Here is a 15,640-nt window from a genome sequence, read left to right on the forward strand (position 1 = left end):
GTTCGTAGCGGCTTGAGGGCCGGGTCACCTTCGGGTGGCCCGGCCCTCTGTCCGTTCGGCGGCCCTGGGGGCGGCTCAGTCGTCCTGTGGGCGGGGCCTGCGGGTGCCGTCGAGTTCCACGGCGGTGCAGCGCCAGCGGTGGTCCGTGCCGAGTTCCAGGCGGAAGGCCATGGCCCGTAGACGGTCGCCGGCGCCGATGCGGGCGAACGCCTCGATGGCGCCGGGGCGAGGGACGTAGTAGCCGATGTCACGGACGACGGGGCGGGCGCCGTGAGTGGTGCGCAGGGGGCCGCGTTCGGCGAGGTGCGCCAGGTCGTCGTAGGCGTGGCCGAGGGTGTGCCGGAGCATGAAGTGCACGGGGCGTTGGCCGGTCAGCACCGCGAGGAGACGGTCGGCGAAGAGGTCCGTGGGGCGCGGCTGGGAGACGGGACGGCCGGGGTTGGGGGCGGGGGCCTGAGTGGGGCCGGCGGGGGTGCTGGTGGTGGGTCGGGATGCCGGGTGTCGGGGGAGGGGCCGGGGGGTGGCGGGGCGGCCGTCGGCGGGACGGGTGCGGGCGGGGGCGCCGGTGGCGGGAGAGCCGGGTGGGCGGCCGCCGCCGGGTGCCGTGCGGGGGCCGCTGCCGCTCGGGGTGCGGGGCGGGGCGCCTGCGGGGCGGCGCGTGTCACGGCGGCCCGGAGGGCGGGTGCCGGGGTGCTGCTGAGTCCTCGTCATGACCTTGTTCATGGGTGTCCCCGTTCGGTGGGCCCGGTTCGGCGGGCTCGGCTCTACCGGGCGGTAACTTGCCGCTGTGGATCTTGTACGTGGTCACGGTCCGTGTCGGCAAGGAAGCGGGGCGCCCGTGGCGGGGGCCGGGAAAGTTCACCTATCAGGGTTGCCGGGGGCGGGGGAAGCCCGGCGCTGCGGGGGCGGGCCGGGTGAATCGCCTGCCCTGGGTTGACGCCCGTGAGGGTGTGGACAGGGGCCCGAAAGGGGACGGCCGCACGTATCCTGAAGGCCCTCGGGGAGGTGTGGAACCGTTCTCCCCAAAGGCATCGAGTCCGAGCCTGCGACCACGAAGAGAGCGGCCAGCCATGCGCGTGTACGTCCCCCTGACCCTCCCCGCTCTCGCCGAGGCGCACAAGACGGGTGAACTGGGGTCCGGGCCGCTCGTCGCGTACGCCGTCACGCCCGCGTTGCGTGAGTGGTACGTCTCCGACGACATCGAGGAGCTGGAGTACGCGGCGCTCAGCCGGGCCGCGCTCGCCTCGGTGCGGTTGCTCGCGGCGGACCCGGGTGCCCCGCGGCGCCGGGTCGTGGTCGCCGTCGACGTACCCGACCGCGCGGCCGCCGCGGATCCCGACCGGGGGCTCGATCCGGCGGCGCTGGGCGAGGTGCGGGTGACAGGTGCCGTCCGGCTGGCCAAGGCGGCCGCGGTGCACGTCGACGCCGGGGAGGCCGAGACGGACGTGAGGGCCGCGGCGGAGGCGCTCGCGGCGGCGGACGGCGGGGACGACGACGCGCAGTTCGTCGTGGACGGGGCCGAGGACCATGAGCTGTTGTGGTTCGCCGGGCAGGAGATCGCGAGCCTGGTGGGTTCGGGGGACTGAACCGGCGGGTCGCTGGGCGGACGGGCGGACGGGTGGCCGGGCGGGCGGACGGGCTGACGGATGGCCGGGGGACTGAACCGTCGGGTGGCTGGGTCGCTGGGCGGACGGGCGGACGGGTGGCCGGGCGGGCTGACGGGCGGACGGGTGGCCGGGGGACTGAACCGGCGGGCGGCCGGGTGGCCGGGTGACTGATGTGGCGGGTTCCAGGGACCAGCAGCCGGCGCACCAAGCGAAGCGGTCGCACCAGCCAGGTCGCGGGGCCGTGCCGTGTCCGGTCCGGTGGGTCGGGGACGCGCCGGTCGCCGCTTCGGTGGGCACTTGACTGTCGGTGGTGGCGGGTACGTTTGCAGGTATGGGGAAGCAGGAAGCGGCGCACATCGTCTGGGACTGGAACGGGACGCTGTTCCACGACAACGACGCGATCATCGGGGCGACGAACGCGGCATTCGTCGAGCTGGGGCTGGAGCCGATCACGCTGGAGCGGTACCGGGCGCTGTACTGCGTACCGGTGCCGAAGTTCTACGAGCGGCTCATGGGAAGGCTGCCCACCGATGCCGAGTGGGAGGCCATGGACGACGTCTTCCACCGGTACTACGCCGAGCACCGGGTGCGGTGCGGGCTCACCGCGGGCGCGGTGGAGTTGCTCGCGGGGTGGCGGTCGGCAGGGCACAGCCAGTCCCTGCTGAGCATGTACGTCCACGATGAACTGGTGCCGCTGGTCCGGGGGTTCGGGATCGAGCCGCACTTCGTACGGGTCGACGGACGGACCGGGCCCTCGGGCGGCAGCAAGGCCGAGCACATGGTGCGGCACCTGAAGGCGCTGACCGGGGTCCAGGCGGCGCGCACGGTGGTGATCGGGGACGCCGCCGATGACGCGGTGGCCGCGTTGCACGTGGGCGCGCGGGCCGTGCTGTACACCGGCGGGTCGCACGGTCGGGCCAGTCTGGAGGGGGTGGGGGTACCGGTGGTGGACACGTTGGCGGAGGCGGTGGAGGTCGCGGGGCGGCTGGCCGCGGCTGCGTGAGGAAGGTCTTCGCATGTGGGTTCGCGGGTGGGCCTGCGGGTCGTTTCCGAGGTTCGCTCCGGTGTCGACTCGCGTGGGGGCCGGCCTCGGGGGTGGGGCGGGCGTCGGCGCCCCTCGGGACGGCGTCCTGAGGGCGCCGCCCACGTCGGGGTCCGGGCTGCCCGGGTGGGGCAGGTCAGGTCCGGTCAGGTCACTGGCGCCTTGGCGCGCAGCACCGTGAGGAATTCGCGCATCCACGCCGGGTGGTCCGGCCAGGCGCGCGCGGAGACCAGGGTGCCGTCGACCACTGCCTCGGCGTCCTGGAAGGTGGCCCCGGCCGACTGCATGTCGAGTTCCAGGGCCGGGTAGGCCGTGACGCGTCGGCCTCGGAGGGCGTCGGCGGCCGCGGTGAGCAGGGGGCCGTGGCAGATCTGGGCGACCGGTTTGTCGGCGTCGAAGAACGACTTGAGGATCTTGCGGAGTTCGGGGTCGTTGCGGAGGTACTCGGGGGCTCGGCCGCCGGGGATGACGACAGCGGCGTACTGACCGGGGTCGACCTCGGAGAAGGCGAGGTCGGCGGGCCAGGTGTAGCCGGGCTTCTCGGTGTAGGTGTCGAAGCCGGGTTCGAAGTCGTGGACGACGAACTGGAGCTTTTTGCGGGCGGGGGCTGCGATGTGGACCTCGTACCCTTCCTCGCGGAGGCGTTGGTACGGGTAGAGGACTTCCAGGGATTCCGCTGCGTCGCCGGTGACGATGAGGATCTTCGCGGTCATGGTGGGCGGCTCCTCTCGGGCTGGCGTTGCCATGGGCAACGTGCCTCCTGGTGGTGGGCTTGCCAAGAGGGGGCGCTTTCAGCGTCCCGCGGGGTGGGGCCGGCGTCGACTTTTCCGCCCCGCGTTCCCGGCCCCGCGCCCCGCGTCCCGCCCCACACCCCTTCCCACGTAATCCCCCGTTCGGCCTCTGTGCAGAACGGCAAAGTTCTGGGCCGTCTTTTGTACACATACGGCTCATGACGGGGGGCCGGGGAGGGGCGATAGCCTTGGTGGCGTGATCAGCGCGATAGCTCGCGGGGGCATTGTCGCCCCTGCCCTGCGCCCGGTGTGTGCGGACCATCTCCGCAGCCGGGCGGCGGATGCTGGTCGGCGCGGGCGGGATGGGGCATCAATGGGCCCCGGGACGCCGTACACACCCCGGACGCACCTGGCGCGGAGAGCAGCGTCACACCCGGGAGTGGTGTCGAGAATGGCCGATAACCCCCCGCTCATCTCAACTTGCGGCATAGCGTCGGAGCAGACCGGAGAACCCGGGCCGTGGCGTCGAGCCGCAGGGGAAGAGACCGTACTTCCTTCTACGTCACGCAACGGCGCGCGACAGGAGCCAGAGGACAATGCAGACCAAGCTGGACGAAGCCAAGGCCGAGCTGCTCGAAAGGGCGGCGCGGGTCGCTGAGAACAGCCCGGTCGGGGGGCACCTACCGACTGGGACGACGGGCGAGGGTGGCGGTACTCCGGGGACCCCGGACCACGACTCCCTCCTCGCGTTCCTCCAGCGCTACTACCTGCACACCGCCCCGGAGGACCTGAACGGCCGTGACCCGGTCGACGTCTTCGGAGCCGCGCTCTCGCACTACCGGCTGGCCGAGAACCGGCCGCAGGGGACGGCCAACGTACGGGTCCACACGCCGACCGTCGAGGAGAACGGGTGGACGTGCAGTCACTCCGTCGTCGAGGTCGTGACCGACGACATGCCGTTCCTCGTGGACTCCGTCACCAATGAGCTGACCAGGCAGGGGCGGGGGATCCACCTCGTCATCCACCCGCAGGTCGTCGTGCGGCGCGATGTGGCCGGCAAGCTCATCGAGGTGCTCAGCGTCCCGCCCGCCGCCGGGGAGCTCCCGCACGACGGGCACGTCGAGTCGTGGATCCACGTCGAGACCGACCGTGAGACCGACCGCGCGGACCTGAAGCAGATCACCGCCGACCTGGTGCGCGTCCTGTCCGACGTCCGGGAGGCCGTCGAGGACTGGGAGAAGATGCGGGACACGGCGCTGCGGGTCGCCGACGGGCTCAAGGAGGAGCCCGTCCCCGGTGACCTGGCGCGGCCCGACGTCGACGAGGCCCGTGAGCTGCTGCGCTGGCTGGCCGCCGACCACTTCACGTTCCTCGGCTACCGGGAGTACGAGCTGCGGGGCGACGACGCCCTCGCCGCCGTTCCCGGGACCGGACTCGGCATCCTGCGGTCCGACCCGCAGCACGCCGACGGTGACGCCCACCCCGTCAGCCCGTCCTTCGAGCGGCTTCCGGCCGACGCCCGCGCCAAGGCCCGTGAGCACAAGCTGCTGGTGATGACCAAGGCGAACAGCCGGGCCACCGTGCACCGGCCCTCCTACCTCGACTACGTCGGCGTGAAGAGGTTCGACAAGGACGGGAACGTCGTCGGGGAGCGGCGGTTCCTCGGGCTCTTCTCCTCCGCCGCCTACACCGAGTCCGTGGTGCGGGTGCCGGTCGTGCGGCGCAAGGTCGAGGCCGTGCTGACGGGCGCCGGGTTCTCGCCCAACAGCCACGACGGGCGCGACCTGCTCCAGATCATGGAGACCTATCCGCGCGACGAGCTCTTCCAGACCCCGGTGGACGAACTCAGGTCCATCGTCACGTCCGTGCTCTACCTCCAGGAACGGCGGCGGCTGCGGCTCTACCTGCGCCAGGACGAGTACGGGCGCTACTACTCCGCGATCGTCTACCTGCCCCGCGACCGCTACACCACGGGTGTGCGGCTGCGGATCATCGACATCCTCAAGGAGGAGCTGGGCGGGACGAACGTCGACTTCACCGCCTGGAACACCGAGTCGATCCTGTCCCGGCTGCACTTCGTCGTCCGGGTCCCGCAGGGCACCGAGCTGCCGGAGCTGTCCGACGGCGACAAGGAGCGCATCGAGGCGCGGCTGGTGGAGGCGGCACGGTCCTGGGCGGACGCCTTCGGCGAGGCGATGAACGCCGAGCTGGGGGAGGAACGGGGCGCGGAGCTGCTGCGGCGCTATGCCAACGCCTTCCCCGAGGGCTACAAGGCCGACCACACCCCGCGCTCCGCCGTGGCCGACCTCGTCCACCTGGAGCGGCTCACCGGAGAGCGCACCTTCTCGCTCAGCCTGTACGAGCCGGTGGGCGCCGCGCCCGACGAGCGCCGCTTCAAGATCTACCGCAAGGGCGAGGCGATCTCCCTGTCGGCCGTGCTGCCGGTCCTGAACCGGCTCGGTGTCGAGGTGATCGACGAGCGGCCGTACGAACTGCGCTGCTCGGACCGCAGCAACGCCTGGATCTACGACTTCGGCCTGCGCATCCCCAAGTCACTGGCCGGTCCCGGCGGGGACTTCCTCGGCGACGACGGGCGTGAGCGGTTCCAGGAGGCGTTCTCGGCGACCTGGACCGGCAGGGCGGAGAACGACGGGTTCAACGCGCTGGTACTGGGCGCCGGGCTGCACTGGCGTCAGGCGATGGTGCTGCGCGCGTACGCCAAGTACCTGCGTCAGGCCGGGTCCACCTTCAGCCAGGACTACATGGAGGACACCCTCCGGACCAACGTCCACACCACCCGGCTGCTCGTGTCGTTGTTCGAGGCGCGGATGTCGCCGGACCGGCAGCGCGCCGGGCACGAGATCGTCGACGCGCTGCTCGAGGAGCTGGACGCCGCCCTCGACGAGGTGGCCTCGCTCGACGAGGACCGGATCCTGCGGTCCTTCCTCACGGTCATCAAGGCGACCCTGCGGACGAACTTCTTCCAGGAGCGCGCGGGCGGCGAGCCGCACGACTACGTCTCCATGAAGTTCGACCCGCAGGCCATCCCGGACCTGCCGGCGCCCCGGCCCGCGTTCGAGATCTGGGTGTACTCGCCGCAGGTGGAGGGCGTGCACCTGCGGTTCGGGAAGGTCGCGCGCGGTGGTCTGCGCTGGTCCGACCGGCGTGAGGACTTCCGGACCGAGGTGCTCGGCCTGGTGAAGGCGCAGATGGTGAAGAACACCGTCATCGTGCCGGTCGGAGCCAAGGGCGGCTTCGTCGCCAAGCGGCTGCCCGACCCGGCGGTGGACCGTGACGCGTGGCTGGCCGAGGGCATCGCCAGCTACAAGACGTTCATCTCGGCGCTGCTCGACATCACCGACAACCTGGTCGGCGGGGAGGTCGTGCCGCCGGCCGACGTCGTGCGGCACGACGAGGACGACACCTACCTGGTGGTCGCCGCCGACAAGGGCACGGCGACGTTCTCCGACATCGCCAACCAGGTCGCGGAGTCGTACAACTTCTGGCTCGGGGACGCGTTCGCCTCCGGCGGCTCGGCCGGCTACGACCACAAGGGCATGGGCATCACGGCCCGCGGCGCCTGGGAGTCCGTGAAGCGGCACTTCCGGGAGCTGGGCGTGGACACCCAGGCCGAGGACTTCACGGTCGTCGGCGTCGGTGACATGTCCGGTGACGTGTTCGGCAACGGCATGCTGCTCAGCGAGCACATCCGTCTGGTCGCGGCCTTCGACCACCGGCACATCTTCATCGACCCGAAGCCGGACGCGGCGACCTCGTACGCCGAGCGCCGCCGCCTGTTCGAGCTGCCCCGCTCCAGCTGGGCCGACTACAACGGCGACCTGATCTCCACCGGCGGCGGTGTCTTCCCGCGCACGGCGAAGGCGATCCCCGTCAACGGTCACATCCGTGAGGCCCTGGGCATCGAGGGGGCCGTCACCAAGCTGACCCCGGCCGACCTGATGAAGGCGATCCTGCGGGCGCAGGTGGACCTGCTGTGGAACGGCGGCATCGGCACGTACGTGAAGTCCGGCGCGGAGTCCAACGCCGACGTCGGCGACAAGGCCAACGACCCGATCCGGGTGGACGGCGCCGATCTGCGCGTCAAGGTCGTCGGCGAGGGCGGCAACCTGGGCCTGACCCAGCTCGGCCGGATCGAGTTCGCGCTGCACGGCGGCAGGATCAACACCGACGCCATCGACAACAGCGCGGGCGTGGACACCTCCGACCACGAGGTGAACATCAAGATCCTGCTCAACGGCCTGGTCGGCGAGGGCGACATGACCGTCAAGCAGCGCAACAAGGTGCTCGCGGAGATGACCGACGAGGTCGGCGCTCTCGTCCTGCGCAACAACTACGCGCAGAACACGGCGATCGCCAACGCCCTCGCCCAGTCCAAGGACATGCTCCACGCCCAGCAGCGCTTCATGCGCCACCTGGTCAGGGAGAAGCACCTGGACCGGGCGCTGGAGTTCCTGCCCACCGACCGCCAGATCCGTGAGCGTCTCGGCGCCGGCCAGGGCCTGACCAGCCCGGAGACGGCCGTCCTGATGGCCTACACGAAGATCACGGTGTCGGACGAGCTGCTGCACACCTCGCTGCCCGACGACCTCTACCTGCGCGGTCTGCTGCACGCCTACTTCCCGACGGCGTTGCGCGAGCGGTTCCCCGAGGGCATCGACAGCCACCCGCTGCGCCGTGAGATCACCACGACCGTCCTGGTCAACGACACGGTCAACACGGGCGGTACGACGTATCTGCACCGGCTGCGGGAGGAGACCGGCGCCTCGCTGGAGGAGATCGTGCGGGCCCAGACCGCGGCCCGGGCTATCTTCCGCTCGGCGCCGGTGTGGGACGCGGTGGAGGAGCTCGACAACCGGGTCGAGGCCGACGTCCAGACGCGTATCCGGCTGCACTCGCGACGGCTCGTCGAGCGCGGCACCCGCTGGCTGCTGAACAACCGGCCGCAGCCGCTCCAGCTCGCCGAGACCGTCGACTTCTTCGCCGAGCGCGTCGAGCAGGTGTGGTCGCAGCTGACGAAGCTGCTGCGCGGCGCGGACCTGGAGTGGTGGCAGCGGATCCACGACGAGCTGACCGACGCCGGCGTCCCGGACGAGCTGGCCACCCGGGTGGCCGGGTTCTCCTCGGCCTTCCCGGCGTTGGACATCGTCTCGGTGGCCGACCGTATGGGACGGGACCCGCTGGACGTCGCCGAGGTCTACTACGACCTCGCCGACCGGCTGCGCATCACCCAGCTCATGGACCGCATCATCGAGCTGCCGCGCGCCGACCGCTGGCAGTCCATGGCCCGCGCCTCCATCCGTGAGGACCTGTACGCGGCCCACGCGGCGCTGACGGCGGACGTCCTGGCCGTCGGCAACGGCACCTCGACGCCCGAGCAGCGCTTCAAGGCCTGGGAGGAGAAGAACGCGGCGATCCTGGGCCGGGCGCGCACCACGCTGGAGGAGATCCAGACGTCGGAGACGTTCGACCTGGCCAACCTGTCGGTCGCCATGCGGACGATGCGCACGCTGCTGCGGACGCACTCGTAGCCGGTAGCCGGCAGCCGGCAGCGGCCTGAGCAGGTAGCCGGCAGCGGCCTGAGCAGGCAGGCGGTAGCAGGGAGTCGGCAGCCGCCTGAGCAGGCAGCAGGCAGCAGGGAGCCGGTAGGCACGACGGAAGGGCGCCCCCGATCTACTCGGGGGCGCCCTTCCGTCGTGTGGTTCGGGGCGGCTACTTCGCCGCGGGCTTCTTGGCCTTGCCGTCCCCGGTGAAGGCCTCGTACGCCTTGATGACGTCGTCCGCGGGCCCGTCCATGCGCAGTTCGCCGCGCTCCAGCCACAGGGCGCGCTCGCAGGTCTCGAGGATCGAGCTGTTGCTGTGGCTGACCAGGAACACCGTGCCCGCGTGCTCGCGCATCTGGCGGATGCGCTCCGCGGAGCGGTTGCGGAACTTGGCGTCACCCGTGGCCAGCGCCTCGTCGATGAGCAGGACGTCGTGGTCCTTGGCCGCGGCGATGGAGAAGCGCAGCCGGGAGCCCATGCCGGAGGAGTAGGTGCGCATGGGCAGGGAGATGAAGTCGCCCTTCTCGTTGATGCCGGAGAAGTCGACGATCTCCTGGTAGCGCTCCTTGATCTGCTCCCGGGTCATGCCCATCGCCAGGCCGCCGAGGTAGACGTTGCGCTCGCCGGTCAGGTCGCTCATCAGGGCCGCGTTGACGCCGAGGAGGGAGGGCTGGCCGTCGGTGTAGATCCTGCCGCGCTCCACCGGGAGCAGACCGGCGATCGCCTTGAGCAGCGTCGACTTGCCGGAGCCGTTGGTGCCGATCAGGCCGATCGCCTCGCCCTTGTAGGCGACGAAGGAGACGTTCTTCACCGCGTGCACGGTGCGCACGCCGGACACCTTGTCGGCCTGCTTGCGGCGGACGATGCGGTTGAGGGCGGCGGTCGCGCTGCCCCGGCCGCCGACCGTGCCGTTGACCCGGTAGACGATGTCGACACTGTCGGCGACGACGGTGGGGGCCCGCTCGTCGTCGACGTCGATGGGCGCGGTTCGGGGTGCGTTGTCAGCCACGGCCGTACGTCTCCTCAGCCTTCCAGAAGTAGATGAAGCCGCCGACACCGGAGAACAGGGCCCAGCCGGCCGCGACCAGCCACACGTGCGGCGGGAGCTGGCTGGCGTGGAAGGTGTCGATCAGCGCGAAGCGCATCAGGTCGATGTAGACGGCGGCAGGATTGGCCCGCAGCAGCTCGGCGACCCAGGTCGGCATGCCGGCGTGCTTGTCGATCAGGTTGTCGATGCTCCACATCACACCCGAGATGTACATCCAGGTACGCAGGATGAACGGCATCAGCTGGGCGATGTCCGGCGTGTTGGCGCCCAGTCTGGCCAGGACCATCGAGATGCCGGCGTTGAAGACGAACTGGAGCGTCAGCGCCGGGATCACCAGGAGCCACGAGGGGGCCGGCGGCACGCCCACGGCGAGCAGGATGAACACGAGGGCGGCCATCGAGAACAGCAGTTGCTGAAGTTGCTGGAGGCAGAACGAGATCGGCAGCGCGGCCCGCGGGAAGTGCAGGGCCCGGACCAGACCGATGTTGCCGGAGATGGCCCGGGTGCCCGTCATGATCGAGGTCTGCGTGAAGGTCCACACGAACACGCCCGTGACGAGGAACGGGATGAAGTCCGCCACACCTCTCTTGGTGTCGAGCAGCACACCGAAGATGAAGTAGTAGACCGCCGCGTTCAGCAGCGGGGTCATCACCTGCCAGACCTGGCCCAGCTTGGCCTGGGCGTACGTCGCGGTGAGCTTGGCGGTGGCGAACGCGGTGATGAAGTGGCGGCGCGCCCAGAGCTGGCGGACGTAGTCGGGCAGGGACGGGCGGGCACCGCTGACCGTGAGGCCGTGACGCGCGGCCAGGGCCGCCAGGTCGCCGTGGGGGGCGGCCTGTGTCATGGGCGGTGTGTGGAGGACCTGACTCACATCCGCTGCTTTCACTCGGGGGAAGGGTGCGGGTGGCGTTTCTGTTGTCGTCCGACGTTTCCTTACGCTTTTCTTCACGTTTTCTTACGTCGGGACGGGACCGTATCGTCGCAACGTGAGAGTAGGCCGATCTGGCGTCGGAACGCAACCGTTTCGTCGTAACGCCCTATGCTGGTCCGTATGACGACGAACGCGACGAACGCCGATGGACCCCAGGCGCGACCGCGCCGCCGGGCCCCCGCGGGCGCGGCCGTGCTCCGCGAGGATGTGACGGAAGCCATCAGGGCGGCCGTGTTCGAGGAGCTCGCGACCGTCGGCTATGCGCGGATGTCCATCGAGGGCATCGCCCGTCGCGCCGGTGTGGGCAAGACCGCGGTGTACCGGCGCTGGCGCTCCAAGCTCCACCTGGTCCTCGACATCGTCTCGGTGATCGCCGTCCAGGGGCTGCCGGCCCCGGAGACGGGCAGCCTGGAGGGCGACCTGCGCATGCTCTACGAGGTGACGTCCCGGGCCCTGCGGCACCCGGTGGCCTCGCAGATCATCCCCGACCTCCAGGCTGAGGCGGCCCGCAACCCCGAGATCGCCGAGGCGTTGCAGAAGGCGCTGAAGGAGGGGCAGGAGGAGGTCGCCCTGAAGATCGTGGCGGCGGCGGCGCGGCGCGGCGAGATCCGCGAGGGGATGAACGAGGAACTGGCGCTCGATCTGATCTCGGGTCCGCTTTACTGGCGTTCGGTGGTGATCCGCAGCCCGAAGCTGCCCAAGGGCTATCTGGGCGCGCTGGCCCGGGCGACCACCGAGGCGATCAAGGCGCTGTAGGCAGGCGACAGGCGACGGGTTGTGACGCAGGCGACGCGGGCTGCGGGCGCCGGACCGCAGGCGACAGGGGCTGCGGGCGCCGGACCGCAGGTGGCAACGGCTGCGGGCGCCGGGCCGCAGGTGCTGTGACGGGAGTCGAGGTGGCATGAGAGTCGTGATGGCCGAGGACAACGCCCTGCTCAGGGAGGGCCTGGTCCTGCTCCTGACATCGGCCGGGCACGAGGTGGTGGCGGTCGTCGGCTCCGGCCCCGAGGTCCTTCCCGCGCTCCTTCAGCACCGCCCCGACGTGGCGGTGCTCGACGTGCGGATGCCGCCGGGATTCCGCGACGAGGGGCTGCGGGCGGCCCTGGAGGCCCGCGAGAGGATCCCCGGCCTGCCGGTGCTGGTGCTCTCCCAGTACGTCGAGGAGTCCTACGCCGCCGAGTTGCTCGGCGGGGGCGCGAGCGGGGTCGGCTATCTGCTGAAGGACCGCGTGGGCCGGGTGGACGAGTTCCTCGACGCGCTGGAGAGGGTCGCGTCCGGCGGTACGGCCCTCGATCCCGAGGTCGTCACCGAGCTGTTGTCCCGCCGCCGCGACTCGCCGCTCGACTCGCTGACGCCGCGTGAGCGCGCGGTGCTGAAACTCATGGCCGAAGGGCGCGACAACGCCACCATCGCCGACACCCTCGTCATCACCGAGCGGTCCGTCAGCAAGCACATCGGCAATGTCTTCCTGAAGCTCGGCCTCCCGGTGAGCGACAGCGGACACCGGCGGGTACTGGCCGTGCTGGCGTACCTGAACAACGCCTGACCCGGGCCGACGCCGACCGTCAGGCCGTCGCCAGCCGGCCTGCCAGGTCGGTGAGTCCGGGCAGGCGCAGCACACGGTCGCCGTGACCCGGCAGCGGTACGCGCAGCGCGGCCGTCCACCGCCGCGGGATGTCGCCGATGCCGTACACGGCCCCGGCGAGCCCGCCCGTCACCGCCGCGACGGTGTCCGTGTCGCCGCCGAGGTCGACGGCGGCGCGGACGGCGTCCTCGAAGCAGGACGTGGTGCGCAGCGCCCAGACGGCGGAACCCAGGCACGGCCAGACGGCGCCGTTGAACTCGGTGGCCAGGTCCGGATGCCAGTCCGGGGCGAGCACGACTCCGTAACGCTCGCGATGGCCGGGGTGGACCTCGGCGAGGGTCTCGGGGAGCGCGGCCAGCGGGTCGGCGCCGGTGAGGGCGATCCGCACCAGCTCATGGAAGACGGCGGTGCCCTCCCAGGCCGCGCGGTCCCCGTGGGTGAGGGCGGCGAGGCGGCGGGCCGCGTCCATGGTGGCGATACGGCCGCGGGACGCGAAGTACACGCCGGAGGTGGCGGCCCGCATCAACGACCCGTTGCCGGCCGCCCGTTGGCTGGTCTGGAAGTGCAGGGCGGCGGCGAGGTCCCAGGGGTCGCCGCTGCTCAGGACCGCCTCGGTCTGCAGCCCGATGTCCTTGGGATCGGCGGCGGCCCAGCGCCGGAACCTCCGAAAGACGTCCGCGGGTTCCAGCCCGCCGCACTCCAGCAGGGACTCCCCGACGAGGACGGCCATCTGCGTGTCGTCGGTCGCCTCGCCCGGGTCCCAGCCGCCGCCCCCGCACATCTCGCCTCCCTGTCCGGCGGACGGGAAGCGCTCGGAGAAGGCGCCCTGCGGCCCGAACTCGAAGGGTGCGCCCAGCGCGTCCCCCACGGCGGAGCCGACGACACAGCCGACGGCGCGGTCGGCGGCCCGTACGGAATCGATCACCCGGGCAGCCTACGAGACCACCGGCCCGCGCCCTCGGCGGCCCGAGGCGACGAGGGTGTCCGGCTCCTGGGCAGAGCGTGCGGGCGGCCCCGCGCGCCGGGCAGGACACGGAGCCGTGCCGGAGCGCCACAGGCGGGCGTAGGACAGTGCGGCGGCCGCGGTCAGCAGGCCGTTGCGTACGAGCATCAGCGTGGTGCCGGTCCAGGTGCGGGCGATGACCTCCGGATAGAGGAGCGGGAAGACCACCGAGCTGACCGCGGTCGCCGCCAGGACCAGCACGGCGACCGGGCGCTGGGTGGTGTGCCGCGAGGTCAGGCAGACGGCGGCCAGGCCCAGCAGCCAGATCATGTACTGCGGGCTGATCACCCGGCTGGTGACGGTGAACAACAGCACGGCGCTCAGCGCGGCGTCGTACGGTGTCGCCGCCGTCCAGCGGCGGGCCCGGACCCGCCACAGCAGCAGGAGGCCGAGGGCCACGGCGGTGAGGGCCAGACAGAGGTGGGCGACGGTCGGGACCCAGGGCCCGGTGAACTCCATCGCGCCGTACCGGTACCGGACGTCGCCCGGCCAGCCGGCGTGAGAGGCGAGGGAGAGCGCCGTGCCGCCCAGGGACTCGATCTGCACGCCTCTGCCGCCCTGCTGGAGCAGGAACGCGAGGGGATCGCGGAACGCCAGCGCGAGGAGCGCCAGCGACGAGGCTCCCGTCACGGCCACCGACGTCCACACCGACCTGGTGTCCCGTCCCCTCGGCGCCCCGAGCAGCACCAGCGCCGGCCACACCTTCACCAGCGCCCCCAGCGCCGCGAACGCCCCGCACACGCGCGTGGACCGCGACAACGTCAACAGGGAGATGACGGCGAGGGCGGTCACCAGCACGTCGTAGCGTGCGAGCGGAAGGCGCAGCAGCAGGGGGAGCCCGCCCACCCACAGGGCGGCGCCGTACAGGCTGCGACCGGGGCGCACACCCGCGCGGGCCAGGGCCACCGTGATCACCGCGTCCGCCGCGACCGTCAGGGCGACGAACGCCTGGAGGTACGTCCACCACGGCAGTGCCCCCGGCGCCAGCAGCACCAGCCCGGCGCCCGGCGGGTACTGCCACAGCGTGTCCTGCGCGGGGAAGCCGCCCGTCGACAGGGTGCCGTACCAGTGGTGGTAGCCGCGCCACACCTCCCGGGCGACGCGGCCGCCCAGCACGGGCAGGGAGTCGTGGGCGAGCAGCCACAGCATCACGGCCCGGGTGGCGAGCCAGGCGAGGGCAAGGGCTACGGCAGGAGTGAGGGCGGGGACGGAGGCGGGGAGGGAGGCGGGGAGGGCGAGGAGACGGCGACGTTTCATCACTCGCGGATCGTAAGTCCGGTCAAGTCCGGCTAAACGCAGTAAAACGCCCGGTCGTCGCGGCCCGGCCCACTGTCCGCGCCCCGGCCCGCCGTCCGCGCCCCGGCCCGCCGTCCGCGCGCCTGCTGGCCGTCCGCGCGCCGTCCGCCCGTCCGCCCGCGCGCCGTCCGCGTGCTGCCGTGCGCACGACCGCCGTCCGCACGCCGTCCGCACGCCGTCCGTGCGCCGCTGTCCGTCCTGTCCGTCCGCCCTGTCCGCGCGACCGCCGTCAGCCCCTCGGGTGTCCGTGCCCCGGGTCCTCCTCCAGGGCCGCCGCGTCGAGCGCCGTGGTGAGCTGGTCGAGGTGTTCGCGCAGTTCGCGGATCTCGTCCAGGTCGAATCCGGTCGCCGAAACGATCCGGCGCGGCACCCGCAGCGCCTGTCCGCGCAGCGCGACGCCCTCCTCCGTGAGCCGGATCTCCACCGAGCGCTCGTCGCGGGCGCTGCGCTCCCTGCGCACCAGGCCGGCCGACTCCAGCCGCTTGAGCAGCGGGGAGAGTGTGCCGGAGTCGAGGCGGAGGTGTTCGCCGAGCTTCTTGACGGGCAGCTCGCCGTGCTCCCACAGGACCAGCAGCACCAGGTACTGGGGGTAGGTCAGCCCGAGTTCCTTGAGGATCACGCGGTAGACGCCGTTGAAGGCGCGTGAGGCGGCGTGCAGGGAGAAGCAGATCTGGCTGTCCAAGTGGAGCCAGTTCTCCTCGGCGTTCTCCTGCGCTGCGGGTGTGGGCGTCGGGGTCATGACTCCAGGGTAGCTCCAGCGGGCCATTTAGTTGTGCACAATTGAATTGTGTGCTCTACTTATCTCCGTGAGGCGGTCCGGACGCGAACGGCGCGAG

General features: G+C 71.6%; 12 protein-coding genes. 5 read left to right on the top strand and 7 right to left on the bottom strand.

Annotated elements, in window-relative coordinates:
• Nucleotides 1–75: 75 nt before the first annotated feature.
• Nucleotides 76–723: an Rv3235 family protein gene (locus tag ACIPFH_RS00095; RefSeq protein ID WP_401821514.1), complete on the bottom strand. Its 648-nt coding sequence runs from the start codon at nt 721–723 to the stop codon at nt 76–78.
• A 347-nt stretch (nt 724–1,070) separates the two neighbouring features.
• On the opposite strand from ACIPFH_RS00095, the gene ACIPFH_RS00100 reads away from it, so the two are divergent.
• Nucleotides 1,071–1,586: a DUF6912 family protein gene (locus ACIPFH_RS00100; RefSeq protein WP_401821516.1), complete on the top strand. Its 516-nt coding sequence runs from the start codon at nt 1,071–1,073 to the stop codon at nt 1,584–1,586.
• A 352-nt stretch (nt 1,587–1,938) separates the two neighbouring features.
• Nucleotides 1,939–2,610, top strand: a complete 672-nt coding sequence (locus ACIPFH_RS00105) for an HAD family hydrolase (protein WP_401821518.1) — start codon at nt 1,939–1,941, stop codon at nt 2,608–2,610.
• A gap of 185 nt (nt 2,611–2,795) precedes the next feature.
• Here ACIPFH_RS00105 and ACIPFH_RS00110 read toward each other — a convergent pair whose 3' ends face one another.
• On the bottom strand, nt 2,796–3,362 hold the full coding sequence (locus tag ACIPFH_RS00110) for a DJ-1/PfpI family protein (RefSeq protein ID WP_401821520.1): 567 nt from the start codon (nt 3,360–3,362) through the stop codon (nt 2,796–2,798).
• A gap of 614 nt (nt 3,363–3,976) precedes the next feature.
• Between ACIPFH_RS00110 and ACIPFH_RS00115 the strand changes: the two genes are divergently transcribed.
• Nucleotides 3,977–8,929 carry an NAD-glutamate dehydrogenase gene (locus ACIPFH_RS00115; protein WP_401821522.1) on the top strand — a complete coding sequence of 1,651 codons (4,953 nt, stop codon included), beginning with the start codon at nt 3,977–3,979 and terminating at the stop codon, nt 8,927–8,929.
• Nucleotides 8,930–9,110: 181 nt separating this feature from the next.
• Here the strand turns inward: ACIPFH_RS00115 and ACIPFH_RS00120 are convergent, their stop codons facing one another.
• Together ACIPFH_RS00120 and ACIPFH_RS00125 are read right to left on the bottom strand one after the other, a co-directional pair.
• Nucleotides 9,111–9,950, bottom strand: coding sequence for an ABC transporter ATP-binding protein (locus ACIPFH_RS00120; RefSeq protein WP_401821524.1), 840 nt, complete (start codon nt 9,948–9,950; stop codon nt 9,111–9,113).
• Nucleotides 9,943–10,860: an ABC transporter permease gene (locus tag ACIPFH_RS00125; RefSeq protein WP_401821527.1), complete on the bottom strand. Its 918-nt coding sequence runs from the start codon at nt 10,858–10,860 to the stop codon at nt 9,943–9,945. The genes ACIPFH_RS00120 and ACIPFH_RS00125 overlap by 8 nt, the downstream gene beginning before the upstream one ends.
• 168 nt (nt 10,861–11,028) lie before the next feature.
• On the opposite strand from ACIPFH_RS00125, the gene ACIPFH_RS00130 reads away from it, so the two are divergent.
• Entirely contained in the window at nt 11,029–11,676 is a 648-nt protein-coding gene (locus ACIPFH_RS00130) for a TetR/AcrR family transcriptional regulator (protein WP_401821529.1), read from the top strand.
• A gap of 145 nt (nt 11,677–11,821) precedes the next feature.
• On the top strand, nt 11,822–12,466 hold the full coding sequence (locus tag ACIPFH_RS00135; RefSeq protein WP_401821530.1) for a LuxR C-terminal-related transcriptional regulator: 645 nt from the start codon (nt 11,822–11,824) through the stop codon (nt 12,464–12,466).
• A 19-nt stretch (nt 12,467–12,485) separates the two neighbouring features.
• On the opposite strand, the gene ACIPFH_RS00140 is transcribed toward ACIPFH_RS00135, so the two are convergent.
• The 3 genes from ACIPFH_RS00140 to ACIPFH_RS00150 all read right to left on the bottom strand — a co-directional run bounded on the left by ACIPFH_RS00140 (nt 12,486) and on the right by ACIPFH_RS00150 (nt 15,543).
• On the bottom strand, nt 12,486–13,430 hold the full coding sequence (locus tag ACIPFH_RS00140; protein ID WP_401821531.1) for an ADP-ribosylglycohydrolase family protein: 945 nt from the start codon (nt 13,428–13,430) through the stop codon (nt 12,486–12,488).
• Nucleotides 13,431–13,439: 9 nt separating this feature from the next.
• Nucleotides 13,440–14,765 carry a glycosyltransferase family 87 protein gene (locus ACIPFH_RS00145; protein ID WP_401821532.1) on the bottom strand — a complete coding sequence of 442 codons (1,326 nt, stop codon included), beginning with the start codon at nt 14,763–14,765 and terminating at the stop codon, nt 13,440–13,442.
• A gap of 268 nt (nt 14,766–15,033) precedes the next feature.
• Nucleotides 15,034–15,543, bottom strand: coding sequence for a MarR family winged helix-turn-helix transcriptional regulator (locus ACIPFH_RS00150; RefSeq protein ID WP_401821534.1), 510 nt, complete (start codon nt 15,541–15,543; stop codon nt 15,034–15,036).
• Between the last annotated feature and the right edge of the window lie 97 nt (nt 15,544–15,640).

The sequence above is a fragment of the Streptomyces sp. NPDC088157 genome (genome assembly GCF_044741545.1).
Classification (GTDB): domain Bacteria; phylum Actinomycetota; class Actinomycetes; order Streptomycetales; family Streptomycetaceae; genus Streptomyces.

Bases quoted from the DNA above. Each gene is read 5' to 3' on its own strand.
- ACIPFH_RS00095 (WP_401821514.1), bottom strand. From the start codon at position 723: ATGAACAAGGTCATGACGAGGACTCAGCAGCACCCCGGCACCCGCCCT.
- ACIPFH_RS00100 (WP_401821516.1), top strand. From the start codon at position 1,071: ATGCGCGTGTACGTCCCCCTGACCCTCCCCGCTCTCGCCGAGGCGCAC.
- ACIPFH_RS00105 (WP_401821518.1), top strand. From the start codon at position 1,939: ATGGGGAAGCAGGAAGCGGCGCACATCGTCTGGGACTGGAACGGGACG.
- ACIPFH_RS00110 (WP_401821520.1), bottom strand. From the start codon at position 3,362: ATGACCGCGAAGATCCTCATCGTCACCGGCGACGCAGCGGAATCCCTG.
- ACIPFH_RS00115 (WP_401821522.1), top strand. From the start codon at position 3,977: ATGCAGACCAAGCTGGACGAAGCCAAGGCCGAGCTGCTCGAAAGGGCG.
- ACIPFH_RS00130 (WP_401821529.1), top strand. From the start codon at position 11,029: ATGCTGGTCCGTATGACGACGAACGCGACGAACGCCGATGGACCCCAG.
- ACIPFH_RS00135 (WP_401821530.1), top strand. From the start codon at position 11,822: ATGAGAGTCGTGATGGCCGAGGACAACGCCCTGCTCAGGGAGGGCCTG.
- ACIPFH_RS00145 (WP_401821532.1), bottom strand. From the start codon at position 14,765: ATGAAACGTCGCCGTCTCCTCGCCCTCCCCGCCTCCCTCCCCGCCTCC.
- ACIPFH_RS00150 (WP_401821534.1), bottom strand. From the start codon at position 15,543: ATGACCCCGACGCCCACACCCGCAGCGCAGGAGAACGCCGAGGAGAAC.